General features: G+C 60.7%; 27 protein-coding genes. 22 read left to right on the forward strand and 5 right to left on the reverse strand.

All coding sequences use genetic code 11. From position 1 onward, the window contains the following. Window positions 1–20 precede the first annotated feature (20 nt). The 11 genes from BSU04_RS39425 to ftsB all read left to right on the forward strand — a co-directional run bounded on the left by BSU04_RS39425 (window position 21) and on the right by ftsB (window position 11,503). The gene (locus tag BSU04_RS39425; protein ID WP_089165632.1) at window positions 21–1,274 is read left to right on the forward strand and encodes a lipoprotein-releasing ABC transporter permease subunit; all 1,254 of its coding nucleotides are present in this window, start codon (window positions 21–23) and stop codon (window positions 1,272–1,274) included. Beyond that, window positions 1,267–1,974: a lipoprotein-releasing ABC transporter ATP-binding protein LolD gene (gene lolD, locus BSU04_RS39430; RefSeq protein ID WP_089165633.1), complete on the forward strand. Its 708-nt coding sequence runs from the start codon at window positions 1,267–1,269 to the stop codon at window positions 1,972–1,974. The genes BSU04_RS39425 and lolD overlap by 8 nt, the downstream gene beginning before the upstream one ends. A gap of 35 nt (window positions 1,975–2,009) precedes the next feature. Next, window positions 2,010–2,798: a TatD family hydrolase gene (locus tag BSU04_RS39435; protein ID WP_089165634.1), complete on the forward strand. Its 789-nt coding sequence runs from the start codon at window positions 2,010–2,012 to the stop codon at window positions 2,796–2,798. Between the two features lie 92 nt (window positions 2,799–2,890). Continuing rightward, window positions 2,891–5,515: a DNA internalization-related competence protein ComEC/Rec2 gene (locus BSU04_RS39440; RefSeq protein WP_089165635.1), complete on the forward strand. Its 2,625-nt coding sequence runs from the start codon at window positions 2,891–2,893 to the stop codon at window positions 5,513–5,515. 59 nt (window positions 5,516–5,574) lie between these two features. Further along, complete coding sequence (locus BSU04_RS39445) at window positions 5,575–6,432, forward strand: alpha/beta fold hydrolase (RefSeq protein ID WP_089165636.1); 858 nt, start codon at window positions 5,575–5,577, stop codon at window positions 6,430–6,432. 164 nt (window positions 6,433–6,596) lie between these two features. After that, on the forward strand, window positions 6,597–8,321 hold the full coding sequence (locus BSU04_RS39450; RefSeq protein WP_089165637.1) for a CTP synthase: 1,725 nt from the start codon (window positions 6,597–6,599) through the stop codon (window positions 8,319–8,321). Next, entirely contained in the window at window positions 8,318–9,172 is an 855-nt protein-coding gene (gene kdsA, locus BSU04_RS39455) for a 3-deoxy-8-phosphooctulonate synthase (RefSeq protein WP_047896479.1), read from the forward strand. The genes BSU04_RS39450 and kdsA overlap by 4 nt, the downstream gene beginning before the upstream one ends. A 75-nt stretch (window positions 9,173–9,247) precedes the next feature. Beyond that, window positions 9,248–9,445: a DUF1330 domain-containing protein gene (locus tag BSU04_RS49045; RefSeq protein WP_179258599.1), complete on the forward strand. Its 198-nt coding sequence runs from the start codon at window positions 9,248–9,250 to the stop codon at window positions 9,443–9,445. Continuing rightward, a complete protein-coding gene (locus BSU04_RS49050; protein ID WP_373452919.1) occupies window positions 9,420–9,602 on the forward strand; it encodes a DUF1330 domain-containing protein in 183 nt (60 codons plus the stop codon). Before BSU04_RS49045 ends, BSU04_RS49050 begins: the two co-directional genes overlap by 26 nt. A 30-nt stretch (window positions 9,603–9,632) precedes the next feature. After that, window positions 9,633–10,916 carry a phosphopyruvate hydratase gene (gene eno / locus BSU04_RS39465; protein WP_031363913.1) on the forward strand — a complete coding sequence of 428 codons (1,284 nt, stop codon included), beginning with the start codon at window positions 9,633–9,635 and terminating at the stop codon, window positions 10,914–10,916. 131 nt (window positions 10,917–11,047) lie between these two features. Beyond that, window positions 11,048–11,503 (forward strand): cell division protein FtsB, encoded by a 456-nt coding sequence (gene ftsB / locus BSU04_RS39470; RefSeq protein ID WP_089165639.1) that lies wholly within the window; start codon window positions 11,048–11,050, stop codon window positions 11,501–11,503. Window positions 11,504–11,636: 133 nt separating this feature from the next. Here ftsB and BSU04_RS39475 read toward each other — a convergent pair whose 3' ends face one another. The 3 genes from BSU04_RS39475 to BSU04_RS39485 form a co-directional block, all read right to left on the reverse strand. After that, the gene (locus BSU04_RS39475) at window positions 11,637–11,996 is read right to left on the reverse strand and encodes a hypothetical protein (protein ID WP_089165696.1); all 360 of its coding nucleotides are present in this window, start codon (window positions 11,994–11,996) and stop codon (window positions 11,637–11,639) included. A gap of 105 nt (window positions 11,997–12,101) precedes the next feature. Further along, complete coding sequence (gene hslO, locus BSU04_RS39480; protein WP_256983812.1) at window positions 12,102–13,073, reverse strand: Hsp33 family molecular chaperone HslO; 972 nt, start codon at window positions 13,071–13,073, stop codon at window positions 12,102–12,104. Window positions 13,074–13,117: 44 nt separating this feature from the next. After that, window positions 13,118–13,642 carry a gamma carbonic anhydrase family protein gene (locus BSU04_RS39485; protein WP_089165640.1) on the reverse strand — a complete coding sequence of 175 codons (525 nt, stop codon included), beginning with the start codon at window positions 13,640–13,642 and terminating at the stop codon, window positions 13,118–13,120. Between the two features lie 358 nt (window positions 13,643–14,000). Here BSU04_RS39485 and BSU04_RS39490 point away from each other — a divergent pair, with 358 nt between their 5' ends. From BSU04_RS39490 to BSU04_RS39535, 10 genes are all read left to right on the forward strand, one after another. Continuing rightward, a complete protein-coding gene (locus BSU04_RS39490) occupies window positions 14,001–14,864 on the forward strand; it encodes a ferritin-like domain-containing protein (RefSeq protein WP_089165641.1) in 864 nt (287 codons plus the stop codon). Further along, window positions 14,861–15,766: an alpha/beta fold hydrolase gene (locus tag BSU04_RS39495; RefSeq protein WP_089165642.1), complete on the forward strand. Its 906-nt coding sequence runs from the start codon at window positions 14,861–14,863 to the stop codon at window positions 15,764–15,766. The genes BSU04_RS39490 and BSU04_RS39495 overlap by 4 nt, the downstream gene beginning before the upstream one ends. 98 nt (window positions 15,767–15,864) lie before the next feature. Further along, window positions 15,865–16,695, forward strand: coding sequence for a 3',5'-nucleoside bisphosphate phosphatase (locus tag BSU04_RS39500; protein WP_089165698.1), 831 nt, complete (start codon window positions 15,865–15,867; stop codon window positions 16,693–16,695). Window positions 16,696–17,015: 320 nt separating this feature from the next. Continuing rightward, window positions 17,016–17,654: an L-threonylcarbamoyladenylate synthase gene (locus BSU04_RS39505; RefSeq protein WP_089165643.1), complete on the forward strand. Its 639-nt coding sequence runs from the start codon at window positions 17,016–17,018 to the stop codon at window positions 17,652–17,654. A 171-nt stretch (window positions 17,655–17,825) separates the two neighbouring features. Next, window positions 17,826–18,491 (forward strand): site-2 protease family protein, encoded by a 666-nt coding sequence (locus tag BSU04_RS39510; protein WP_031363922.1) that lies wholly within the window; start codon window positions 17,826–17,828, stop codon window positions 18,489–18,491. 4 nt (window positions 18,492–18,495) lie between these two features. After that, window positions 18,496–19,698: a tryptophan--tRNA ligase gene (locus BSU04_RS39515; protein ID WP_089165644.1), complete on the forward strand. Its 1,203-nt coding sequence runs from the start codon at window positions 18,496–18,498 to the stop codon at window positions 19,696–19,698. A 9-nt stretch (window positions 19,699–19,707) separates the two neighbouring features. After that, the gene (locus BSU04_RS39520) at window positions 19,708–20,340 is read left to right on the forward strand and encodes a class I SAM-dependent methyltransferase (RefSeq protein WP_144021497.1); all 633 of its coding nucleotides are present in this window, start codon (window positions 19,708–19,710) and stop codon (window positions 20,338–20,340) included. 42 nt (window positions 20,341–20,382) lie between these two features. Continuing rightward, window positions 20,383–21,288, forward strand: coding sequence for a 4-hydroxy-tetrahydrodipicolinate synthase (gene dapA / locus BSU04_RS39525; RefSeq protein WP_089165645.1), 906 nt, complete (start codon window positions 20,383–20,385; stop codon window positions 21,286–21,288). Between the two features lie 164 nt (window positions 21,289–21,452). Further along, a complete protein-coding gene (gene bamC / locus BSU04_RS39530) occupies window positions 21,453–22,595 on the forward strand; it encodes an outer membrane protein assembly factor BamC (RefSeq protein WP_089165646.1) in 1,143 nt (380 codons plus the stop codon). A gap of 10 nt (window positions 22,596–22,605) precedes the next feature. Continuing rightward, a complete protein-coding gene (locus BSU04_RS39535) occupies window positions 22,606–23,379 on the forward strand; it encodes an MBL fold metallo-hydrolase (RefSeq protein WP_089165647.1) in 774 nt (257 codons plus the stop codon). A 230-nt stretch (window positions 23,380–23,609) separates the two neighbouring features. Here BSU04_RS39535 and BSU04_RS48300 read toward each other — a convergent pair whose 3' ends face one another. Both BSU04_RS48300 and BSU04_RS39550 read right to left on the reverse strand, forming a co-directional pair. Beyond that, window positions 23,610–23,873 carry a hypothetical protein gene (locus BSU04_RS48300; protein WP_075583450.1) on the reverse strand — a complete coding sequence of 88 codons (264 nt, stop codon included), beginning with the start codon at window positions 23,871–23,873 and terminating at the stop codon, window positions 23,610–23,612. Window positions 23,874–24,101: 228 nt separating this feature from the next. Then, a complete protein-coding gene (locus BSU04_RS39550; RefSeq protein ID WP_373452918.1) occupies window positions 24,102–25,331 on the reverse strand; it encodes a JmjC domain-containing protein in 1,230 nt (409 codons plus the stop codon). A gap of 33 nt (window positions 25,332–25,364) precedes the next feature. Here BSU04_RS39550 and BSU04_RS39555 point away from each other — a divergent pair, with 33 nt between their 5' ends. Beyond that, on the forward strand, window positions 25,365–25,904 hold the full coding sequence (locus BSU04_RS39555) for an FKBP-type peptidyl-prolyl cis-trans isomerase (RefSeq protein WP_031363930.1): 540 nt from the start codon (window positions 25,365–25,367) through the stop codon (window positions 25,902–25,904). Window positions 25,905–25,964 lie beyond the last annotated feature (60 nt).

The following is a 25,964-nucleotide window of genomic DNA, read 5'->3' on the forward strand; positions in this document are numbered from 1 at the left end:
AGAACGCTGAAAGGAATCGCTTGAAACTTCCCTACGAATGGCAGATCGGCTGGCGCTATACCCGCGCCGGCAAACGCACCACCGGCAACGGTTTCATCTCGTTTATCGCGCTGGTATCAATGGCAGGTATCGCGCTTGGCGTCGCGGCGCTGATCGTGGTGCTCTCAGTAATGAACGGCTTCCAGAAAGAGGTTCGCGATCGCATGTTGTCCGTGCTCGCGCACGTCGAAATATTTTCGCCGACCGGGTCCATGCCCAACTGGCAACTGACCGCGCAGGAAGCGCGCAAGAATCCGGAAGTGATCGGCGCGGCGCCCTACGTGGACGCCCAGGCGCTGCTGACGCGTCAAGGTGCGGTCAGCGGCGTGGCGTTGCGAGGCGTGGAGCCGTCGCTGGAACCGGAAGTGTCGGATATCGGCAAGGAGATGCGGGGCGGCAAGCTCACTGATCTCGTGCCAGGCAGTTTCGGCATTGTGCTGGGCGCGGATCTGGCGACCAATCTCGGCGTGAGCACGGGCGACAAGATCACGCTGGTCGCGCCCGAAGGCACGATCACGCCGGCGGGCATGCTGCCGCGGCTCAAGCAGTTCACCGTGGTCGGCGTGTTCGAGTCGGGGCACTACGAATACGACTCCACGCTGGCGCTGATTTCCATCGCCGACGCCCAGGCGCTGTTCCGGCTGCCGGCGCCCACGGGCGTGCGCCTGAAGCTGAAGGACATGCAGCGGGCGCCGGAAGTCGCGCGGCAACTGTCGCGAACGCTCTCCGGCGATCTCTATATCCGCGACTGGACGCAGCAGAACAAGACCTGGTTCTCGGCCGTGCAGATCGAAAAACGCATGATGTTTATCATCTTGACGCTGATTATTGCGGTGGCGGCGTTCAACCTGGTGTCGTCGCTGGTGATGACCGTAACCGACAAGCAAGCGGACATCGCCATCCTGCGCACGCTTGGCGCGCAACCCGGCTCGATCATGAAGATCTTCGTGATCCAGGGCGTGACGATCGGCTTTATCGGCACGGCGCTCGGCGTGTCGCTGGGGTGTCTCATCGCGTGGAGCATTCCGTGGCTCGTGCCCATGATCGAGCATCTGCTTGGCGTGCAGTTCCTGCCGCCATCGGTGTATTTCATCAGCGAATTGCCGTCTGAGCTCGTCCCCGCCGACGTCGCGCGGATCGGCCTTATTGCATTCGGATTGTCATCGCTCGCGACGCTCTATCCGAGCTGGCGCGGCGCGAAGGTTCGCCCGGCGGAGGCACTGCGCTATGAGTGATAACAACAGCAACATCGTGCTCGAAGCATCGGCGATTTCGAAGACGTTCGTGCAGGGCGGCTTCAACGTGCAAGTGCTCGACAACGCAGAATTGCAGGTTCGGCGCGGCGAGAAACTGGCGATCGTCGGCGCATCGGGATCGGGTAAAAGCACGCTGCTGCACGTGCTCGGCGGTCTCGATGAACCCAGCGCCGGCAAGGTTTCACTGCTGGGCAAACCGTTCACCGCATTGCGTGAACGCGAACGCAACGAACTGCGCAATCGTGCGCTCGGTTTCGTGTATCAGTTTCATCATTTGCTGGCGGAATTCACTGCGCTCGATAACGTCGCGATGCCGCTGCGCATTCGCCGCATGAGCGAAGTGGACGCACGCAAAGAGGCCATGGGCGTGCTCGAACGCGTGGGGATTGGCCATCGGGCTAAACATCGGCCGGGCGAATTGTCGGGCGGCGAGCGTCAGCGCGTGGCGATTGCACGTGCGCTGGTCACGCGCCCGGCATGCGTGCTTGCCGATGAACCGACCGGCAATCTGGACGGCGCCACTGCGGACACGGTGTTCAACCTGATGCTGGAGTTGTCCCAGACGTTTGAAACGAGCTTCGTGATCGTCACGCATGATCCCGATCTCGCCGCGCGCTGCGACCGCATCATGCGCTTGCGTGACGGCGTATTGTTCGAGGAACCGGTCGTTCCTGTTTAATTTCCGCATGATCGCTGGAATGCTGGAGGCGCTGTATGTGGATCGACACGCACTGCCATCTCGATGCATCCGAGTTCGATGCCGACCGCGATGACGTTGCCGCGTCCGCATTGAAAAAGGGTGTCTCGCGGATCGTGATTCCGGGCGTGGAGCGCCAGAATTTCGACCGCGTGCGTGAGCTTGCGCATCGCATTGATGGTGGTGCTTATGCGCTCGGCATTCACCCGTTGTTCACGCCGCGTGCACAGGAGGACGATCTGCACGTGTTGCGCGAGCAGATTGCCGCGAGTATGGACGACCCGAGGTTTGTGGGTATAGGCGAGATTGGGCTGGACTATTTTGTACCTGGCCTCGACGATGCGCGCCAAACCTTCTTCTATTACGAGCAACTCAAGCTCGCACGCGAGTTTGAGTTGCCAGTGATCTGCCATGTGCGTAAGTCGCAAGACAAGGTGCTCAAGGGCCTGCGCGTATTCTCCGTCAAACTCGGTATTGCGCATGCGTTCAATGGCAGTTTTCAGCAGGCCGAAGCGTTCATCGCGCATGGCATGCGCCTGGGTTTTGGCGGCAATCTAACGTTCGAGCGCGCCCGCCAGATTCGACGTCTCGCTGCAGAATTACCGCTGGACGCGATCGTGCTCGAAACCGATGCGCCCGATATTGCGCCTTCATGGCTCTACAAGCATCGCAACACGCCGGATCAGGTGCCTGGCATCGCGCGGGTACTTGCAGAATTGCGCGGTATTGACGAAGAGACGCTTTCCTTAGGCACAACGGCTAACGCGCATGCCGCGCTGCCGCGCCTTTCCCGTATCTCCGCATAATCAGTTCTTCGTATTCGTTCGCTCGCAGGCATTGAAGGGCAGTTCTTTCCTTCGATGCCTCTGCGCTCGCGTCGAGTTTTTGAGGAGCGGGCGTGCGGGGTATCTTGATCGGCTTTGCATTGGGAATCGCGTGCTTGCAGCAGCAGGCTGTGTTGCCCGGCGCCCTTGTTTGGTGGGCACTTTTGCTCCTGCTCGGGCTTGCCTGCGCGCTCGCGTTTTGTTTTCCGCGGTTTCGCGCGGTATCGCTGATTGCGGCTGCATTGGTTATTGGCTTCGGTTACGCCGCCTGGCGGGCAGACACGCGATTGCAACGCGCATTGCCCGTGGCGTTCGAGAACCGCAACATCGAGTTGACCGGATTCGTGCGCGGACTGCCCATGCAAGGCGCGGACAGCACGCGGTTCCTGTTTGAAGTCGAATCGAACGATGTGGCGTTGCCGAACTTTCCGCGCGTCGTACAACTGTCGTGGATGGCGGTGGATGCGTCAAAACGCGGTCCTGCCGCCGCACCGCCGCCGTCTCTCTGGGCTGGTCAACGCTGGACGCTTGTCACCCGATTGAAACGTCCGCATGGCAATGCCAATTTTCGTGGCCGCGATACTGAAGCGGCGCTGCTCGCTCGCAACATTCGTGCGACCGGTTACGTTTCCGTGCCGGGCGCGGCTCGGCGTTTGCCGACGGATGCACACGGTTTCGCGCTCACTATCGATCGTTGGCGTGCTCGGTTGCGCGAGCGGGTTTCAACCGCACTCGACGGCGCCGCGCATCAAGGCATTGTCGTAGCGTTGGCAACAGGCGCCCAGGACGTGGTCAGCGACACCGACTGGACCTTGCTGCGTGCGACCGGGACGAGTCATCTGGTGGCAATTTCCGGGCTGCATATTGGCTTTGTCGCGGGGCTCGCAGCGCTATTGAGCGGCGGGTTATGGCGGCGCTTGCGCTGGCGCGGGTTGCCCGCGCCGCTGATCGTATCGGCGCAGAAAGCGGCAGCAGGCGGTGCGGCGGCATTAGCCGCCTTTTATGCGGCGCTCGCGGGATTCAACGTTCCAGCGCAACGATCGATGTGGATGCTGTGCTTCGTTGCGCTGGCGGTGCTGAGCGGCCGCCGGCCGGCGTCTTCGCTCGTGCTCGCGTGGGCACTGGGGCTTGTTCTGCTTGCCGATCCGTGGGCGGTGACAGCGGCGGGATTCTGGTTGTCGTTCTGTGCGGTGGCGGCCATCCTGTTTGCAATCGCATCGCGCGGACGGCGGGCATCGGTCGGGTTCGCGGAGGAGTTCGCGGCGCCTCCGGCAGACGATCAGGCAGACGATCAGGCAGACGATCAGGCAGACGATCAGGCAGACGATCAGGCAGATGAAGATCCTGCCGCGAGCGAACCCGCCGATAAAGCTGGAAGTCAACCACGCCGCCACATCCGCGATCGGCTTGGCGACCTGATTGGGCGAATCCGCGTTCGCTCGTTGGCGTGGCTCAGACCTACGGCACGGCGCATCGGCCGCGGGATCGCGTCCAGTGCGCGCGTGCAGTACGCCATAACGCTCGGACTCGCACCGCTCACCGCATACTGGTTCTTCCAGATCCCACTGCTGGGGCCGCTTGCCAATGCGTTCGCGATTCCCTGGATCAGCTTCCTCGTGACGCCGACCGTGCTGGTGGCCGTGTTGTTGCCCGCACCACTCGATGGCTTCGCCTACCGCGCGGCGCATAGCATGCTGACCCCAATGTTCGACGCGCTCGCCCACCTGTCGGGATCCGCATGGACGCTCTGGCGTTTGCCGCAGCCGGATGGTTTTGCTCTGACGGCAGCAGCGTTTGGCGTGCTATGGGCGCTCGCACCGCGCGGCTGGCCGCTGCGGTTCGCCGCGCCGCTCACCTGGTTGCCGCTGGCGTTTCCTGTCTCTCAAGCGCCTACGGACGGCACATTTCGCGTGACGGCGCTCGACATTGGCCAAGGGTCTTCCATCGTCATCGAAACTACGCATCACACCTTGCTCTTCGATGCGGGTCCGGGCCCCGAATCCACGCACGCGGGCGAGCGTCTTGTCGTGCCGTATCTATTCGCCCACGGCCTCTCCACGCTCGATACGCTGATGATCAGCCACTCGGATTCCGATCACTCGGGCGGCGCGCCCGCGGTGCTCGAGAGCATTCAGGTCCGGCAATTCGTGGCGTCGCTGCAGCCACGCGAACCGTTGTGGAAAACGGCGCAGGATCGCGGCAGCGCTTTGTTGCGCTGCGTCGCGGGGCAGCGCTGGCAGTGGGACGGCGTGGTGTTCGACGTGCTGTGGCCGCAGGCCGGGCCGCTCGCGAGCAAACCGAACGCCACCTCATGCGTGCTGAAAGTAACCAGCGCGGCGGGGCGCTCGGCGCTGCTAGCCGCCGACATCGAGGCCGACGTCGAACGTCAATTGTTGCAACTCGGTCAACGTGAGCCCGCCTGGCTTCAGGCGGATGTGCTGATCGTGCCGCATCACGGCAGCAAGACCTCGTCTACCGAGCCTTTCCTCGACGCCGTGAGGCCGCGCATCGCGGTATTTCAGGTAGGCTACCGCAACCGATTTAATCACCCGCATCCGACGGTTTTCGAGCGGTATCGATTACGCCATATCGAGTTATCGCGCAGCGACGAAGACGGTGCGGCGCGTATGGAAGTGTCGGCGCAGGTGTCCGTCGAACGTTTCAGGCAGACTCATGCGCGCTACTGGATGGGACGGTGAATCGAAAGTTGCAAATGAGACGCTGGAAAGAGACGTTGTAAAAAGGGAGGGCACGCCGCTTGAAAGACATCCTGCATTTTTCGCACGCGAACGGGTTTCCGGCATCGACATACCGGACGATCTTCGCCGAACTCGCCGACGACTATGAGATTCGCGCCGTCGAACGGTTTGGTCACGATCCGCGTTTTCCCGTTACGCGCGACTGGCCGCATCTGGTGGATCAACTGCTCGAAGACATCGACGCCAGACGTCCAGCCGATGCGAAAGTGTGGCTGGTCGGGCATTCGCTGGGTGGTTATCTCTCGCTGATGGCGGCACTCAAGCGGCCCCAATGGGTGAAGGGCGTCGTGATGCTGGATTCGCCGGTGATCGCCGGCTGGCGCAGCAGTGTGCTACGTTTATCGCAGTGGACGGGGCTCGACACTCGGCTCTCGCCTGCCGCCGCCACTAAAAATCGACGCACGCACTGGGCGAGCCGTGAAGATGCGTGGCGTCACTTTCACGTGAAATCCGCATTCGCCCGCTGGGACGAGCGGATGCTGTCGGATTACATCGACTTCGCGATTCCGGCGGCGGGTAACGGAGGCGGCATCGAAGGCGGCATCGGCGGTATCGATGAAGCGGCCGGCGCCCGTAACCGCCAGCGCAAGCTCGCTTTCGACCGCGAGGTGGAATTCCGCATCTACAAGACGTTGCCACGCACCCTGGGTGCGCGGGTCGCGCATGGCGTGCCGGTGCCGGTCGGATTTCTTGCGGGGACGCATTCGAAGGAAGTCCGCCACGTGGGGCTGGATATGACGCGGCGTATTGTGGGCGGGCATTTCGAATGGATCGAGGGCAGTCATTTGTTCCCAATGGAACACCCGGTGGAAACAGCGCGCGCGTTGCAGCGCACGCTTAATGGGCTACGGGCGTAACGCATATCAGTAGCGCATACCACGGCGGGACGCCTTTAAACCCCATTCAGGCCGCCAATAAACGCGCGATCGAAACTCGCCGCTCGCGGTAAATCGGGCCCCTCCCGCTCTGGGTTATGGGGCGCCTTTCGGGTATAATCCGTTTTTCCCGCGAGCACCTAGCGATGACCAAATATGTATTCGTCACCGGCGGCGTAGTGTCTTCCCTCGGCAAGGGTATTGCCGCCGCTTCCCTCGCAGCGATCCTCGAATCGCGCGGTCTGAAAGTCACCCTCTTAAAGCTCGATCCCTACATCAACGTCGACCCCGGCACGATGAGCCCGTTTCAGCACGGGGAAGTGTTCGTGACGGAAGACGGTGCGGAAACGGACCTCGACTTAGGCCATTACGAGCGCTTCATCAGCACGAAGATGCGCAAGGCCAATAACTTCACGACCGGTCAGATCTACGAGTCGGTGATCCGCAAGGAACGCCGAGGCGAATATCTTGGCAAGACGGTTCAGGTCATTCCGCATATCACCAACGAAATCCAGGCGTTCCTGCAACGTGGCGCGGCCGCGGCCACGTGCGGCGAGCCTGACGTGGCAATCGTCGAAATTGGCGGGACGGTGGGTGACATCGAATCGCTGCCGTTCCTGGAAGCCGCTCGCCAGATGAGTCTGCGGCTCGGCCGTAACAGCGCGTGTTTCGTGCACCTGACGCTTGTGCCGTACATCGCGACGGCGGGTGAGCTCAAGACGAAGCCCACGCAGCATAGCGTGCAGAAACTGCGCGAAATCGGTATCTCGCCGCACGTGCTGCTGTGCCGTGCGGATCGTCCGATTCCCGGCGACGAACGCGCGAAGATTTCGCTGTTCTCCAATGTGCCTGAAGACGCGGTCATTTCAGTGTGGGACGTGGACAGCATCTACAAGATTCCACAGATGTTGCACGACCAGGGCTTGGACAACATCATTTGCGAAGAGCTCAAGCTCACGGCGAAACCCGCCGACCTCAGCATGTGGGCCGGGCTCGTCAAGAAGCTTGAGAACCCGCAGAACGAAGTCACTATCGGTATGGTCGGCAAGTATGTGGAACTGACCGAGTCGTACAAGTCGCTGATCGAGGCGCTCAAGCACGCGTCCATTCATACGTCGACGAAGGTCAACATCGAGTACATCGATTCCGAGCAGATCGAAACAGACGGCGTAGCCGGTCTGAAGCATCTCGACGCCGTGCTCGTGCCGGGTGGTTTCGGTGCGCGTGGGACAGAAGGCAAGATCAAGGCGATTCGTTACGCACGTGAATCGAAGACGCCGTACCTGGGCATTTGCCTCGGCATGCAGCTCGCGGTGATCGAATTCGCTCGCGACGTTGCCGGCCTGTCGGATGCGAACAGCACGGAATTCGATTCGTCGACGACCAACCCGGTTGTTGCGCTCATTACCGAATGGTATGACCGCGCAGGCCGCGTTGAAAAGCGTACGGAAGAATCGGATTTGGGCGGCACGATGCGCCTGGGTTCACAAAAATGTCCGATCAAGCCGGGCACCATGGCAGCACGCATCTACGGTACGGATGTGAACGAGCGCCATAGGCACCGGTATGAAGTGAACAACCGCTTCGTGCCGCAACTGGAAGCGGGCGGCCTGGTGATCAGCGCGCGCACGCCAAGTGAAGATCTGCCGGAAATGATGGAGCTGCCGGAAGCCATGCATCCGTGGTTCGTCGGCGTGCAGTTCCATCCGGAATTCACATCGTCGCCACGCGATGGCCATCCGTTGTTCAAGGAATTCGTCGAAGCGGCTCGCGCGCATCATCTGGCGCTGAAGGCGAACGGGCAGGCGGGCACTGCTGCTGAACACGCACCCGCACCGGCCGTGGCGGTTTCCGTCGGAGCGCAAGCATGAAGCTGTGTGATTTCGAAGTGGGTCTCGACCAGCCGTTTTTCCTGATCGCGGGTACGTGCGTGGTCGAGTCGGAGCAAATGACCATCGACGTGGCCGGCCGCCTCAAGGAAATTTGCGCGAAAGTCGGCGTGCCGTTCATCTACAAATCGTCGTACGACAAGGCCAATCGTAGTTCCGGCAAGTCGTTCCGCGGGCTAGGCATGGACGAAGGCCTGCGAATTCTCGGCGAAGTGAAGAAGCAACTCGGCCTGCCGGTTCTCACTGATGTTCATTCTGAGCATGAGATTGAAGCAGTTGCGTCGGTTGTGGACGTGCTGCAAACGCCCGCGTTCCTGTGCCGCCAAACTGACTTCATCCACGCGTGCGCGCGTTCGGGGAAGCCGGTCAACATCAAGAAGGGCCAGTTTCTCGCGCCGCACGACATGAAGAACGTGATCGATAAAGCCCGCGATGCTGCCCGCGAAGCCGGCTTGTCCGACGACCGTTTCATGGCGTGCGAACGCGGCGTGTCATTTGGTTATAACAATCTGGTTTCGGACATGCGCTCGCTCGCGATCATGCGGGAAACCAACGCACCCGTCGTCTTCGATGCCACGCATTCCGTCCAGTTGCCGGGCGGGCAGGGCACGAGTTCCGGCGGTCAGCGCGAGTTTGTCCCGGTGCTGGCACGCGCCGCGATTGCAACAGGCGTTGCGGGCGTGTTCATGGAGACGCATCCGGACCCGGCGAACGCGAAGTCCGACGGGCCGAACGCCGTACCGCTGCACAGAATGGAAGCACTGCTGGAGACACTCGTTGCGCTAGATCGGGCCGTGAAGCGCGGGCCGTTTCTCGAGGACGATTTCAGTTAAGGACGCTGCGGACGCTGCCTGTATTTCAGCGCAGGCGTTCGCTTAAGCTTCCATCCGCGACGTATCGGCAGGGGCGTGTCATGGCGAAGGGTTAAGTCTCCATGCGCGAATCCTACTGACCCCGATAAATTCACCGCCTATCAGCCGTTATCGATGCACGCGATTGAAGCATACGGTGGTAAGTTTCTGGTGCGCAGCGGACGGAGCGAGGCGTTTGAAGGATCCGCGAGCCCGCCATCGGTCGTACTTGATTTCGCTGACACCATTCGCTGACTTCGAGACGGCCAAAAGATGGAATCACTCCGCTCAATACGAAGCGGCGCGCCACGTGCGAGCGGGCGCAGCAGAACTGAACATGATGGTCGTAGAAGGCCTCTCAAGCCGGGCGTTCGCGCACCGGCGGGATGTTAAAAACCGACCTGCTGTCTGACCTGATTCACCGTCATTTCTTGAGGAAACCATGAGTGCTATCGTAGATATCATCGGTCGCGAGATTCTCGACTCGCGAGGCAATCCCACCGTCGAATGTGACGTCCTGCTGGAGTCGGGCACGATGGGCCGCGCCGCGGTGCCGTCGGGCGCATCCACCGGATCGCGCGAAGCGATCGAATTGCGCGACGGCGAAGCCGGCCGCTACGGCGGCAAGGGCGTGCTGAAGGCAGTCGAACACATCAATACCGAGATCTCCGAAGCCATCATGGGCCTCGATGCGTCGGAACAAGCCTTTCTTGACAAGACCCTGCTCGAACTCGACGGCACCGACAACAAGTCGCGCCTGGGCGCGAACGCCATGCTGGCTGTGTCAATGGCCGTGGCGAAGGCTGCAGCTGAAGAAGCCGGCTTGCCGCTGTATCGCTACTTCGGCGGCTCGGGCGCCATGCAATTGCCTGTTCCCATGATGAACATCGTGAACGGCGGCGCGCACGCGAACAACAGCCTGGACATCCAGGAGTTCATGATTGTCCCGGTCAGCCAGCCGACCTTCCGCGAAGCACTGCGTTGCGGCGCCGAAGTGTTCCACGCGCTGAAGAAAATCCTGAGCGATCGCGGTATGAGCACGGCCGTGGGTGACGAAGGCGGTTTTGCGCCGAACTTCGGCAGCAACGACGAGTGCCTGTCCACCATTGTCCAGGCGATCGAAAAGGCGGGTTACCGTGCGGGCGAAGACGTCCTGCTTGCCCTGGACTGCGCGGCAAGCGAGTTCTACCACGACGGCAAATATCAGCTCGCAGGTGAGGGTTTGCAGTTGTCGTCGGCGGAATTCACGGATTACCTCGCCACACTCGCCGATAAATTCCCGATCGTTTCGATCGAAGACGGCATGCACGAAAGCGACTGGGACGGCTGGAAGATTCTCACCGATAAACTCGGCAAGAAGATCCAGCTCGTAGGTGACGACCTCTTCGTGACGAACACGCGCATCCTGAAGGAAGGCATCGACAAGGGCATCGCCAATTCGATCCTGATCAAGATCAACCAGATCGGTACGTTGACGGAAACCTTTGCAGCAATCGAAATGGCGAAGCGCGCGGGTTACACTGCGGTCATCTCGCATCGTTCGGGCGAAACGGAAGATTCGACGATTGCGGATATTGCTGTTGGTTTGAATGCTGGCCAGATCAAGACGGGTTCGTTGTCGCGTAGTGACCGGGTATCGAAGTACAACCAGTTGCTGCGCATTGAAGAAGATCTCGGCGATATCGCGAGTTATCCGGGTAAATCCGCGTTTTACAATCTGCGCTAAAGCTTCGGCTGGATTGGGACGTTAGATAGTCCGGACGGTCGCCGATTTATTCAGTCCGCTGCCTCGTGTTCTTTTGAATCCGGGGCAGCGCCAAATACAGTTGCAGTGCTAGCGTTTTTCTCGCCTCTTAAATGCGGATTGTCACCTTTGTTCTGATCCTGCTGCTGGCGATGATCCAGTATCCGCTGTGGTGGGGACACGGCGGCTGGTTACGTGTCCACGAACTGCAGCAGCAACTAGTCAACCAGACAAAGAAAAACGCCGACCTGAAACTGCGTAACGAACGCGTGCAGGGTGAAGTGGCGGACTTGCAGAACGGCACATCGGCCGTTGAAGAACGTGCGCGTTACGAGATGGGGATGATGAAGGACAGCGAGGTCTTCGTGCAGTTTGTCTCGCCGAATTCGCCGGCTCCCGCCAACTCGGTCAACGCGCAATCGAGTGCCTCCACGCGCGGGCAAGTGTCCGCCGCGCCGCTGCGCGTAGTGCCTAATCCGGTATCGCGTTCGAAGGAGGAGCGCAGGGCATTCGAACGGCAAGCGACGAAGGATAAGATGGACGCGGCCAAGAAGAAACAGGGCGGTTAGCGCAGGTTCGTGAATCGAAGCAATCGCAATAATCGACTCGCAAAGGATGTAGAAAAAGCTGTTTCAACGTGAGTTGAAACAGCTTTTTTCTTGGGCGCTGCCGCGGCGCCGCTAACCACGTGGGCTCAAGGCGCTACCAATAATATCCCGGGTATCCGTAGCCAAAGCCCGTTCCCCAGCGGTTACCCCAGCCACCGCTCGAATATCCGCCGTACACGGTAACCGGCGGGCGATAGTACTGCGAGTAGGCTTGGGCGGCCGCCTCTGCAGCCATTGCCTGCTGCTGCTCAGCCAGCACTTGCCGGTCAATCTGGTTATAGCGCTGCTGCTCGGCCTGCGAAAGTGGCTGCGGCGCCTGATTCTGCGCGGCCGGCAAGCGGCTATAAATAGGCGAGGGCCCAGGCGGGTCCATCATGCAGCCGCTGAGAGTGAGCAGTGTCGCGGCGGACAACGCTACAGTCAGTTTCTTCGATAACCATCCCAAGGGTTTCATTTCGACCTCCAGCGGGCCGGACACTAAGCGAAAACGGATCATGCCACGCCGCGGGACAGCAGCGAGCCCTCCTGCGACCTCTTGTTACAGAGAGCGCAGTTGATTTCAGTGCCGTTGATCTGGCGCCGGACTCACACCTTGTGAGAGTTCTCCAGCCACAAAAAGTTGTGCCACGTCCACGGGATCGAACTCGTAGCGCTGGTTGCAGAACTCGCAGTGCACCTCCACGCTGCCGCGTTCTTCAACCACGCTGTCCACTTCGCCGCGCCCCAGCATCTTGAGCATCCCGCCTACTTTCTCGCGCGAACACGTGCATTCGAAACGCGCTTGCGCCGGCTCGAAATGCTGTACGTTTTCCTGCCAGAAGAGCCGCTTGAACACCACTTCCGGTTCTTCCTTCAGCAACTCTTCGTTCGATAGCGTGCCGCCGAGATGGCATACGCGCTGCCATGTATCGGCGTCGTGTTCGCCTGGATGCGGAACGATACCGCCATCGCCGGGGAGCTTTTGCAGCAGCATGCCTACGGCACGCTCGGTGTTCGCGGCAAGCCACATGCGCGTATCGAGCTGTTCCGAGTGGTGCATATAGTGTTCAAGCACTTCTGCCATTGACGCGAGCGGCCCATGCTCGCCGCTCAACGGTACGATTCCCTGATAAGCCTGCTGCCCGGGCTTCTTGTCGCGCGGATCGAGCGTGATCACGCAGCGGCCCTGGCCGTTGCGGTTGAGCAGGTCGGGGAGCGTCATGTCGTCCGTGATTGGCACGGGTGCTTCGCTCGCGCCTTCAATGGATTCAGCCAGCTTGGCGGTTGCCCGGAGCGACAAGTCGGAATTGCACTGCACGACAAGCATCGTCACCGGCCCGTCGCCGTAAATCTGCATGATGAGCGTGCCGTCGAACTTGAGATTCGCCGACAGCAAGGCGCACGCCGCCATCATTTCGCCGAGCACGTTGCGCACGGGCGTGGGGTACGAGCGGCGCGTGAGCACTTCCTGCCAGGTGTCACGCAGCGAGACAATCTCGCCGCGCACCGGCGCCGCGTTGAACATGAATTTTTGCAGCTGGTCGTTAACCACGCTTGGGTCCTTTGATCGACGGCGTAATGCGTGTCGACCGGCGTTCAGCCGATCCGCACGAGTTGCGCCTTGTAAAATTCGCGGCGGTCCGCGTAACCACGCGTCCCCGCCTGCATCTGGGCAATATCCGCTTCCGTGAGCTCGCGCACGGCTTTCGCGGGTGCACCGAGGATCAGGGTATTGTCTGGGAAGGTTTTACCTTCGGTCACCACGGCGCCCGCGCCAACCAGGCAGTTGCGGCCGATTACCGCTCCATTCAAGACCACGGCCTGAATTCCGATCAGTGCACCTTCCTTGATCGTGCAGCCGTGCAGCATGGCCTGATGGCCGATCGTCACGTTGGCTTCAATGGTCAGCGGATAACCGGGGTCGGTATGCAGCACCGCACCTTCCTGGATATTGCTGCCCCGGCCGAGCACGATGGGCTCGTTGTCGCCGCGCAGGGCGGCGCCGAACCAGACGCTTGAGTTTTCTTCCAGCGTCACACGGCCGATGATGGTCGCCGTATCAGCGACAAATACGCTTTCGTGGATGGTCGGGGCAGCACCGCCGAGCTTATAGATTGCCACTATGTCTCCTATGAGGGCTTGACTTGAGCCATGATGCGCGGACTGGCCGACCCGCCGGAGAGCGCGGGTGTGGCTGGTCCAATTGGACGAAATCGGTCGAGATTTCAATCTCAAGCGAATCCAGGCCAGTATTGCCGATGCTATAGACTGCGGCCCGAGCGCGCCTCAAACCAAAAATCTTCCGCGGAAAGTGCTATTTTAGCCGGTTGCGCCAAGGCGACGTGCGCTCCTGCTTTTTACAGGCCTGATCGACGGGTTCTGAACCGGGCCGCCCGGGCGACGACGCGCCCTGCGGCGTCGCCCATCAGCCATTACCGTTTATAAGCACCGCATAAGTAACCGAAAGTACCCCGCAATCATGTCCGAACAGCTCGATTATTGCGCCTCTACCAGCGTCCGTCCGACCGCGCTCGCGTTACTCCGGGAGCGCGATCCTGCCACCAAGGCAAGCGCTGCCCAGCGGTTCTACGAGCGGTTGCTGTCGGGGGAGACCACGCTCGACACCACAGCTCACATTCCCGATCCACTCGATCTTCCCGGCCGCCCGGCGACGCCGGAACTGGTCGCGCCGTCATCGCTGAAACGCCGCAGCATGCAGTCGGACGCGGGGCGTGCGGTGTTGCTGCACGCGCTGGCGCATATCGAGTTCAACGCGATCAACCTGGCGCTCGATGCCGTCTGGCGTTTCCCTTCAATGCCCGACGCGTTTTATCGCGACTGGTTCAAGGTCGCCGCCGAGGAGTCGCGCCACTTTTCATTGCTGAGCACGCGTCTGGCGGAATTCGGTCATCAATACGGCGATTTTCCCGCGCACGACGGCCTTTGGGAGATGGCGCAACGCACGCGTGGCGACGTGCTTGCACGGATGGCGCTCGTGCCGCGCACGCTGGAGGCGCGCGGACTGGACGCTTCCCCGCCCATTCGCCGCCGCCTCGCGCAAGCGGGCGATCACGCATCGGCGGCCATTCTCGACGTGATTCTCCATGATGAAATCGGCCACGTGCTGATTGGCAATCATTGGTTCCGGCACCTGTGCAGCGAGTCCGGGGCCGATCCGCATGCCGCCTACGCGCAACTCGCCGAGCAATATCACGCGCCCAAGCTACGCGGTCCGTTCAACTTCGAAGCGCGCCGCGACGCCGGTTTCGACGAAGCCGAATTACGCGCGCTCGCGGGTCTGGACGACATAGATTCCGTTCAAAATTCCCCGATTTCCCGATGACCCCTCTCAAAACGCCTGTTTCTGAATTCGTCACCACGCGTGGCACGCGGTTGCACGTGCGCCGATGGGGATCGCCCGGCGCGCCCATACTGTTCATGCTGCATGGGTGGATGGATATTTCGGCATCGTTTCAATTTGTCGTCGATGCTCTCGCCGACGACTGGCAGGTGATCGCGCCTGATGCGCGGGGGTTTGGCTTGTCGGACTGGCCCGTCGCGCGGGGCAAGAGCGGCCATTACTGGTTTCAGGACTATCTGGCGGATCTGGATGCGCTGCTTGACCACTACGCGTCCGGGTCGCTGCGCGCAGAGCCGGTGAACCTGGTCGGCCACAGCATGGGCGCGAACGTTGTTTGCCTGTACGCGGGCGTGCGGCCGGAGCGGGTGAGGCGGGTGGTCGATCTCGAGGGATTCGGCATGGCAGCCGCCCGAGCGGAGCGTTCGCCCTCGCGGCTCGGGCAATGGCTGGACGATTTGCGCGCTCCGCCCACGCTCAACACGTACGCCACGCTCGATGATGTCGCCCAGCGGCTGATTCGCACGAATTCGCGCCTGCCACTGGCGAAAGCACGGTTCTTGGCCCAGCACTGGGCTGAGCCCGACGATAGCGGCCGTTTTCATCTGCTCGCCGATCCCGCGCACAAAATGCGCGGACCGTTGCTGTACCGGCTGGACGAAGTGATGGCCGTCTGGTCGAAGGTTCAGGCGAAAGTCCTGCACGTCGAAGCGCTGGCTTCGCCCACCCTCGCGATGATCGCCGGCGATGTTCCAATCGACGAATTCAAGCAGCGTTTCAAGGCTTTCAGCGACTGGCGCGAGGAGATCGTCGACAACGCCGGCCATATGCTTCATCACGACCAGCCTGAACGGGTGGCGGCGCTGATCGAGGCGTTTTGCGCTTGAACCCGGGGGTGCGCATCGTGCAATCGAACGATCGGTCGGCGCTAGAACCTGTTTGACGCGTTGCAGTAGAATGACTAATAATTTCAAGACATTCCATGATGAACGCCGACCTGCATTGCCACTCCACCGTTTCTGACGGCCAACTCGCTCCAGCCGAGGTTGCCGCGCGGGCTCACGCGGGCGGTGTGACGCTGTGGGCGCTCACCGACCACGATCAGCTTGGCGGCCAGCGCGAGGCGCGGCAAGCTGCGCAAGCGCTCGGCATGGGGTATCTGGGCGGGGTGGAGATTTCGGTGACGTGGGCGGGGCGGACGGTGCATATCGTCGGGCTGAACGTGGATGCTGAAAACCAGGCGCTGATCGACGGCCTGGCAGCCACGCGCAGCGGCCGCCAGGCGCGCGGTGAGGCGATAGGCGAAGCACTCGCTGACATCGGCATCCCGGACGCCTACGAAGGCGCGCTGCACTATGTGAATGATCCCGCCATGATCTCGCGTACGCATTTCGCACGCTATCTGGTCGAAAAAGGCTACGCGGAATCAACCTCGGACGTCTTCTCGAAATATCTCGGCGACGGCAAGCCGGGTTATGTCGGTCATCGCTGGTCCAAACTGGCCGACGCCATCAAGTGGATCAAGGCGGCGGGCGGCGAAGCGGTCGTTGCGCATCCGGGTCGTTATGATTTCTCGCAGGTCGAATTCGCCGCGTTTTTCGATGAATTCATCCAGCTCGGCGGCCGCGCAATTGAAGTCGTGACCGGTAGCCATACGCCGGACCAGTATCGCGAATATGCGGAAGTCGCCCGGCGCTACGGCTTTCTCGCATCGCGCGGTTCGGATTTCCATGCGGCAGGCGAGGGGCGTATTGATCTCGGCCAGTTGCCGCCACTTCCTGCCGATCTCAAGCCCGTGTGGGAATGCCTGGTTTAAACGGGGGGCTCGCGCCGGTTCATAGTCCGGCCGCGCGTTGAGACGCTTTAAACGCTGCGCACGTTCCTTGCGTGCATCCACTTCTGTTTGTCGCGCAACGTCATGCATTTGCGGGTATTCTCGCGTGTTCACATGGGAGCCGCCCGGCGCTTTTTAGCTGATATTCGGCTTGGACGGAGCTTGAATCCCGCAGCTTGAATCCGGTGTGAAGCCGCGGGCGGCATGCCCGATGCGCAATACATAAAAATGCAACGTGTGCGCCAGGCGGTTCAGCGCCGGCTTGCAGGCAACTCTGGACAACCCATCTACGTCATCTGGTCATGTCTCAATTCTTTCGAATTCATCCTGACAATCCGCAGCCGCGCCTGATCAACCAGGCGGTACAGATCATCAACGACGGCGGCATTGTCGCGTTGCCGACCGATTCCAGCTACGCGCTCGCGTGTCATCTCGACGACAAGAACGCCGTTGAACGAATCCGCCGCATTCGCGGACTTGACGAGAAACAACTGCTCTCGCTGCTGGTACGCGACTTATCGGAATTGTCGAATTTTGCGGTTGTCGATAACCGTAACTATCGTCTGATTAAATCGGTTACGCCCGGCCCCTATGTGTTCGTGCTGCAGGCGACGAAGGAAGTGCCCCGGCGCCTGTCGCACCCATCGCGAAAGACGATCGGCCTGCGCGTGCCGAATCACGCGATCACGCTCGCGTTGCTCGAAGCGCTGGGTCAGCCGTTGCTCGGCTCGACGCTGATCCTGCCGCCCGACACCCATCCACTCAACGACGCCGAAGAGATTCGCCAGCGGCTGGAAAAACAGATCGACCTGGTCATCGACGCCGGGGCATGCGCGATGGAACCTTCCACCGTGATTGACCTGACCGGAGATGAACCTGTGCTGGTGCGACCCGGCCGAGGCAGTCTGGAGCCATTCGGCCTTACCGCTGAAAACGCCTGAAAACCCCGCACGATGACACAATAGGCAGTGAGTAGGCAGTGAGGTTGCGTTCAGGCGAATAGCGCCGGGCGCGAACTCATTGTCTCGACGCTCGCGCCCCATCGCCCCTGGGCGAACGCCAAACCGTCCGCCAACGAGTGGCGCCACAACTGCTTGATACAATAGCGAGCTATGGATTCCTCCCTGATACAAACCATTGCGGTCTACGCGCTCCCCGTGATCTTCGCGATCACGCTGCATGAGGCCGCCCATGGTTATGCGGCCCGCCTGCTGGGTGACAACACAGCTTACGTGCTTGGCCGCGTGTCGCTCAATCCAATGCGCCACATTGACCCCGTCGGCACGCTCGCTATTCCGCTGATCCTTTATTTCGTCACCAGCGGCGCGTTCATGTTCGGTTATGCGAAGCCGGTGCCGGTCGCTTTCGGCAACCTGCGTAATCCGCGCTGGGGCAGCTTGTGGGTTGCGGCTGCCGGACCGGCCAGCAATTTCGTCCAGGCGCTCATCTGGGGTGTGGTCGCGGTGCTGCTGGCATCGTTTAACGTCAGCGAACCGTTTTTTACGCGCATGGCTGCGGCCGGCGTTGGCGTGAACCTTGTGCTCGGCGTGCTCAATCTTTTTCCCTTGCCGCCGCTCGACGGTGGACGCGTACTGATGGCGCTGCTGCCCGTGCGCGCGTCGATCATGCTGTCGCGGCTTGAACCTTATGGTTTTTTCATCGTGATGGCGCTTGTCATGACCGGCACTTTGACGCGTTTCTGGCTCGGGCCGCTGGTGAGCGCCGGGTATGTCGCGGTGTCGGCCGTCCTGAATCCCCTTGCCTCGCTTTTACAATAAATCCATGTTCCCTGACCGTATCTTCTCCGGCATGCGGCCGACCGGCTCGCTGCATCTAGGCCACTATCACGGCGTGCTCAAGAATTGGGTGCGGCTGCAGTCCGAGTACCCGTGCTTCTTCGCGGTCGTCGACTGGCATGCGCTGACGACCCACTACGAAACGCCTGAAGTCATCGAGAAGAACGTCTGGGAAGTGCTGATCGACTGGCTCGCGTCCGGCATCGATCCGGCGCAAGCCACGCTCTTCATCCAGAGCCGCGTGCCGGAACACGCCGAGCTTGCGCTGCTGCTCGGCATGAGCACGCCGCTTGGCTGGCTCGAACGCGTGCCGACCTACAAGGAGCAGATCGAGAAGCTGAAGGAAAAGGATCTGACGACGTACGGTTTTCTAGGTTATCCGGTGCTGATGGCCGCTGACATTTTGTTGTATCGCGCGTCGCTCGTGCCGGTCGGCGAGGATCAGGTGCCGCACGTGGAAATGACGCGCGAGATCGCGCGGCGTTTCAATTATCTGTACGGGCGTGAGGCGGATTTCGAAGAGAAGGCGCTCGATGCCGCGAAGAAACTCGGCGGCAAACGCGCGAAGCTTTATCACGAGCTTCGAGTCGCGTATCAGCAGGAAGGCGACGACGAAGCGCTCGAACAGGCGCGGGCGATGTTGCAGGAATCGCAGAGTCTGTCCATGAACGATCGCGAACGGCTGTTTGGTTATCTGGAAGGCGCTCGCAAGATCATCCTGGTCGAGCCGCAGGCGCTGCTGACCGAAGCGTCACGCATGCCGGGACTCGATGGCGCGAAAATGTCGAAGTCGTATGGCAACACCATCGGCCTGCGTGAAGACGCCGAGACCATCACGAAGAAAGTGCGCACCATGCCGACCGATCCGGCGCGGGTTCGCCGCACCGATCCAGGCGATCCGGACAAATGCCCGGTGTGGCAACTGCATCAGGTCTATACCGACGAAACCACGCACAAGTGGGTGCAGACGAACTGCCGCAGCGCGGGAATTGGCTGCCTCGAATGCAAGCAGCCGGTGATCGAAGGCATTTTGCGCGAGCAGCAACCCATGCTGGAACGCGCGCAGAAATACATGGACGATCCGTCGCTGTTGCGCGCGATCGTGGCTGACGGTTGCGACAAGGCGCGCAAGTTCGCGGTGGAGACCATGCGCGACGTCCGCGACGCGATGGGCCTCTCGTATAACTGATGAAACGCGATGTCAGCGCCTGAACAGTCAGCTACGCAGTCACCTACGCCGCCCACGCCACCCACCACCGCCAGTGCATGGATCGAGAAATGGTCGCATCTGGTGGAGCAGGGCGGCGCGGTGCTCGACGTTGCATCGGGTAATGGCCGACATGCGCGTCATTTCGCGTTACGCGGGCATCCGGTGCTGGCGCTGGATCGCGATGAAATCGCCTTGGCGAACCTCGCTGCCGTGCAGCATGTGAGCACGCGTTGCGCCGATCTGGAAAACGCAAGCTGGCCACTGCGGGAGGATGAGAAATTCGCCGCGGTCCTGGTGACGAATTACCTTCATCGTCCCTTATTTCCCCTTTTATTCGATGCCCTCGCGCCAGGCGGCGTCCTGCTGTACGAGACCTTCGCGGCGGGCAACGAGCGTTTTGGCAAGCCGTCGAATCCGGACTTCCTGCTCAATCCTGGCGAACTGCTCGACGCCGTGCGGGGCCGGTTGCGCGTCATCGCTTATCAGGATGGATTTATCAACGTGCCGCGCGCATCCTGCGTGCAGCGCATCGTCGCTGCCGCCCCGTTGCGGCCCATGCCAACAGGCCTTACGGAACGTAACAATGCGGCAGGTCCCGTTCGTTACGTACTGCAGGGCTAATCCGCTACAATCGCGGTTTACCGACCAATTTCATAGCGTTTCATGACAAACGGAACACACGGCGGCATCCAGATCCGCGGCAGCATTCCTGCCATCGTCACCCCGATGCACGAGGACGGTAGTCTCGATCTGCCGGCGTTTCGAAAACTGATCGACTGGCATGTTGAAGAGGGTACGAACGGCCTCGTCGTGGTCGGCACCAGCGGCGAATCGGCCACGCTGTCAGTGGACGAACACATCCTGATGGTGAAAACCGCTGTCGAACACACGGCCAAGCGCTTTCCGATTATCGCCGGCGCGGGGGGCAACTCCACGTCCGAAGCGGTAGAGTTGGCAAAAGCGGCCAAGGAAGTGGGCGCCGACGCGACGCTGCAAGTAGTTCCTTACTACAACAAGCCGACGCAAGAAGGCATGTACCAGCACTTCCGCCGAATCGCCGAATCCGTCGACCTGCCCGTCATCCTGTATAACGTTCCGGGCCGCACCGTCGCCGACATGAACCACGACACCGTGCTGCGTCTCGCCGACGTGCCGGGCATCGTGGGCGTGAAAGAGGCAACGGGCAATATCGACCGTGCGGCAAACCTGATCAAGTACGCGCCGGCGCATTTTGCGATTTACAGCGGTGACGATCCGACCGCGATCGCGTTGATGCTGCTCGGTGGCCACGGCAATATTTCGGTGACCGCGAACGTCGCGCCAAGAGCAATGAGCGAACTCTGCCGCGCGGCGCTTGCGGGCGACGCGATCACCGCGCGCAAGATTCACCTCAGCTTGCTGTCGCTTCACAAGCAGATGTTTTGCGAGTCGAATCCGATCCCCGCGAAGTGGGCGCTTGCTGCGCTTGGGCGCATGGAAAGCGGGATTCGCCTTCCGCTGACGCCGCTCGACGCGCGCTATCACGACGCCGTACGCGACGCGTTGCGCGAAACAGGACTTCTGGCCTGACGGCCGGCGGCGGGGCGCCTTTAAAACACGCGCCCCACTGCAAATGCAGTGGTTTCGGCCTTATTACCATTTGGCCAGCCAGCGAGTGTCATCAACCTGTCGTTCATCGACCCGTTCCCGGCTTAGCTTCCAGGCAACGCGCATTCAGCATCACGAAGGACCTCATGAAACGTTCCGCCTTATTCAATCACGCTCGCACCCTGAGCGTGCTGTCGCTTGGAATCGGCACGCTGATCTCGCTTGCCGGTTGTGACACTTTGAACGACTGGCTCGCGCCGGATCGGGTCAATTACAAGGGTGCTGAAACGGCGCCTACGCTGACCGTCCCATCGGACCTGAGCACAGGGGACATCAGCCAGCGCTATGCCGCACCGCCCAAGCTGAATACGCTTGGCGGCGCTGCTCCGCGCGCGCTTACGCCCGCAGGCAATGCAACAGTAGGCGTGCCGAGCCCGCAGGATCCGTTCGGCATGCACGTGGAGCGTGACGGCGATCGCCGCTGGCTAGTCGTCGATGGCCGTTCCCCCGATCAGCTCTGGCCGCAGTTGCAGGAGTTCTGGGAAGAGAACGGTTTCACGCTCAAGACTGATGCCGCTGCTACCGGCATCATGACGACCGACTGGGCTGAAAATCGCGCGAACATTCCGGACGACTGGTTCAGGAAGAGCATTGGCAAGCTGGTCGACTTCGCCTATTCATCGGGTACGCGCGATCAGTTCCGTACGCTGGTCGAGCGCGGTGCGAGCGGTTCCACCGACATCTCCATCAGCCACAGTGCGATGGAAGAAATGCTGACGGGTCAGGACAAGACCTCGTCGAAATGGGTCGAGCGGCCGCGCAATCCCGCACTTGAAGCCGCGTTTCTTGCGAAGCTGATGGAGAAGTTCGGCCTCACCGACGCGCAGGCGAAGCAACTGTTGACCGATGCACGTCCGGCGACTGCAACGGCCACGGTAGATCCGACGGGTGGTTCGTCCACCCTCGATCTCTCCGAGCCATTCGACAGCGCTTGGCTGCGTGTAGGCCTGGCACTCGACCGGACCAACTTTACCGTCGACAACCGGGATCGCGCGAAGGGCCTGTATTACGTTCGCTTCTCGGACTCCATGCAGGAGTTGAAAAAGGACGGTTTGCTCGGCAAGTTCTTTGGCGGCGGCACGCCCAAGCCAGCGCGCGAGTTCATGGTCAACGTACGTCCGAAGGCCGACACGATCACGCAGATTGCCGTGGTCGACGCCAACGGCCAAGTGGATACATCGACCGACGCGCAGCGAATTGTCGCGTTGTTGCACGCGCAGTTGAACTAGGTTTTCGCCGATGCGTTTTGCCAGTCTCGGCAGCGGCAGCGAAGGCAATGCGTTGCTGGTCGAGTCGGTCAGCGGCACGACCAGCACGCGCGTGCTGCTGGATTGTGGATTTTCCGCGAAGGAAGTCGAGCGGCGCCTGGCGCGGCTCGACGTGCGGGCAGACCAGATCGACGCCATTCTTATCACGCATGAGCATGCGGATCACATTGGCGGCGCGCTGACGCTGGCGCGCAAATGGTCTATTCCGCTGCACATGAGTTGGGGCACCGCACGCGCAGTCGGCGCCGATGACGCGCCGGTCGACCTTCGTGTGCTCTGGGGCGACGAGAGCGTGATGGTAGGGGACCTGGAAGTGCTCCCTTACACTGTGCCCCACGACGCACGCGAGCCTCTCCAGTACGTGTTCTCGGACGGCGCGAGCCGTTTGGGCGTCCTGACGGATGTCGGGGGCGCTACTGCCCACATCACGAATGTATTGAGCGGTTGCGATGCTTTGGTACTCGAATCGAATCACGATGTCGGGATGCTCGCGACAAGCCGCTATCCGGCGTCGCTCAAGGCGCGCATTGGCGGAATGCATGGACACCTGAACAACGACGCCGCAGCAGGGATTCTCGCAGCGCTCGATCGATCGAAGCTGCGTCATCTGGTGGCCGCTCATCTGAGTCGGGAGAACAACCTGCCCGAGTTGGCCCAGGCAGCGCTCGCCGCCGTGCTGGGCGGCACTCCGGCCGATATCGTGGTCGCTACGCAAGCCGACGGCTTCGACTGGCTGTCGTTATGAAATCAGTCTACGTTTCCCTATAAGCGCTGCACCAAGCGCTGCATCACGCCGCATTTAGGCAAATCCGCGTATTCACATCAAGAACCAGCAGACGTAAAAAAACCGGCCCGAGGGCCGGTTTTTTCATAAGCCTCCCAGAATGACTTCCTGCGAGGCTTATTGCGGAGGCTTCGTTTTCAACTAAATGATCCAGCTAAAAAGAGCGGAAAACTAGGCCCCTGACTAGGTGCTTACTGGCTTGCGCCCGAAGCAGGAGCAGCTGCAGAAGCTGCGTCGGTTGCCGATGCAGCAGCCGCAGTTGCGTCGCTTGCAGCAGCCGTAGCGCTCGAAGCTGCGTCGCTAGCAGCAGCTGCAGAATCCGAAGCAGCAGCAGCAGGTGCCGAAGCAGCCGAGGTATCGCTAGCAGCGCCCGGAGCAGCCGTATCGCTAGACTTGTTGCATGCAGCAAGAGCAACAGCAGCCAACAGGGATGCTACGAGGAGAGATTTCTTCATGATCACGTCCTTTTATGGTTAAAGGTAAGCAACAGCGCAAAGTACCGGTAATGTGTGCTCCAACACCGACCCGGGCCGTTGTGGACTCACATTATGTATGTCTGTGAGACTTCCTACGGCTTGGGCGGAAATTATATGCACTTTCGTATCGACCGTCGATAAATGCGGGGCCAATACGTTGTCTTTCTCATACATTTCAACCCACGGAACAGCAAGACAGGCCAAACACTAGGCGTTTGCGTCGACTTGTATCCAGCCCGCACAATACCACTCGTGTAGTAGCACTGTCATTGACGAATCGCCTGAGAGTGTTACAAAGCGTTTCCCCTCCAAATAACGTTTGTCGGCGAGTTCAGGAAGCCATTTCCTGAGCTTTCCCGACATTAAATCCGGCTCGCCATTCATAAAATAAGCGTGCTTGTCATAAAGCAGCACGGTCTTTTTATCGAGCTTCAAACCAGACTGTTTCGCGCGTTCGATAAACCGATTCTCATTCAAAGGGCGGTGCGGCGGATCAAATACGACATTCGGCTTCGGTTCGCTCAGGTACGTTCCGAGAAACGAAGCAACGTCCTTCTCATCCCATTCAATGTTCGCAAGGATCGCGCCAACCCGCTCGATCATGAGCGGTGGCAGCAATGCCGGGTGGCTGACCGCCGGCTGAGCCGGGTCACGGTAGCGCTGGACACCCTTGGCGCTCTTCGCACCAGCGCTGTGGGCGTCGTCCAGCCGCTCCGCGAGGTGATAGAGGAATTGGCCTGACAGTTCGCTTGCAGAAGGCGCCCTGAAGCCGATTGAGGCGGTCATACATTCACCTTCAGCGACGCCGTCATGGGCGATGTGAGGCGGCAAATAAAGCATGTCGCCCGGTTCCAGCACCCACTCCTCTTCCGCTTCGAAGTGCTGTAAAACTTTCAACGGCAACCCCTCTTTTAGCGAGAGATCGCGCTGCGCGCCGAAGCGCCAGCGCCGTTTGCCGTGCACCTGAAGCAGGAAGACGTCATAGGAATCGAAATGCGCGCCCACGCCGCCGCCGTCGGTGGCGTACGAAATCATGAGATCGTCGACGCGGGCGTCAGGGATGAAACGGAAGCGGTCGAGCAGCGCGCGGGCACGGTCGTCGTGCAGGTTCACCCCTTGCACGAGTAATGTCCAGTCACGCTTTTTCACAGATGGCAATTCATCGGGCGCAAAAGGCCCGTGCTCCATTGCCCAGGACTTGCGAAAATGCGTGATGAGGCGCGATTCTGCGTCTTCGCTATCGGCGAGTTCGAACAGTTCGTCGCGGGTTAGCGGCGCTTGAATGTCAGGAATCGCCTGACGGATCAGGAGCGGCTTTTTCTGCCAGTACCGGCGCATGAATTGCGCAGGCGTGAGGTTACCGAGCAGGGTTGCAGGTTCGTCGGGAAGCGGCACCGCGAAAGGACGGGAGGGAACGTTAGGGGACCGCGCTGGCATCGTATAATTGAGGCTTGTATCTTGGAGAATCCAATGAAAATCGCAAAAGACACCGTCGTATCAGTAGCCTATAAGCTCTCGGACGCTCATGGCAATCTGATCGAGGAAAGCGACGAGCCGATGGTCTATCTGCACGGCGGCTATGATGGCACGTTCCCCAAGATCGAGGAAGCACTCGACGGTCAGGAAGCAGGCTATCAAACCCAGTTGCAACTCGAACCGCAGGATGCGTTCGGTGAGTACGATCCCGATCTCGTGAAAGTCGAGGCGCGCGGCCGGTTTCCAGAACCGCTCGAAGTCGGCATGCAGTTTGAAGGTACCCCGGAAGACGGCGAGGACGAACTCGATTCGCTGATCTACACGGTCACCGATGTGGCGGAAGATAAAGTCGTGCTCGACGGCAATCATCCGCTAGCGGGTATGGCTCTGCGTTTCGCGCTGAACGTGCAGGAGGTCCGCGAAGCCACCGAGGACGAGAAGGAACATCAGCACGCGCATGGTCTCGACGGTCTTGAAGTCCTCGACGAGGACGACGAAGAGCCGGGCAAGGACGCTGGCCCGACCTTGCATTGAGGCGTGTGCAGGGGTTGAGTCAAGCGATGTGAAACAAGGCGCAGGCAGGTTGCTGCGCCT

Origin of the sequence: Caballeronia sordidicola (assembly GCF_002220365.1) — a bacterium.
In the GTDB taxonomy this organism is placed as follows: Bacteria; Pseudomonadota; Gammaproteobacteria; order Burkholderiales; family Burkholderiaceae; genus Caballeronia; species Caballeronia sordidicola_C.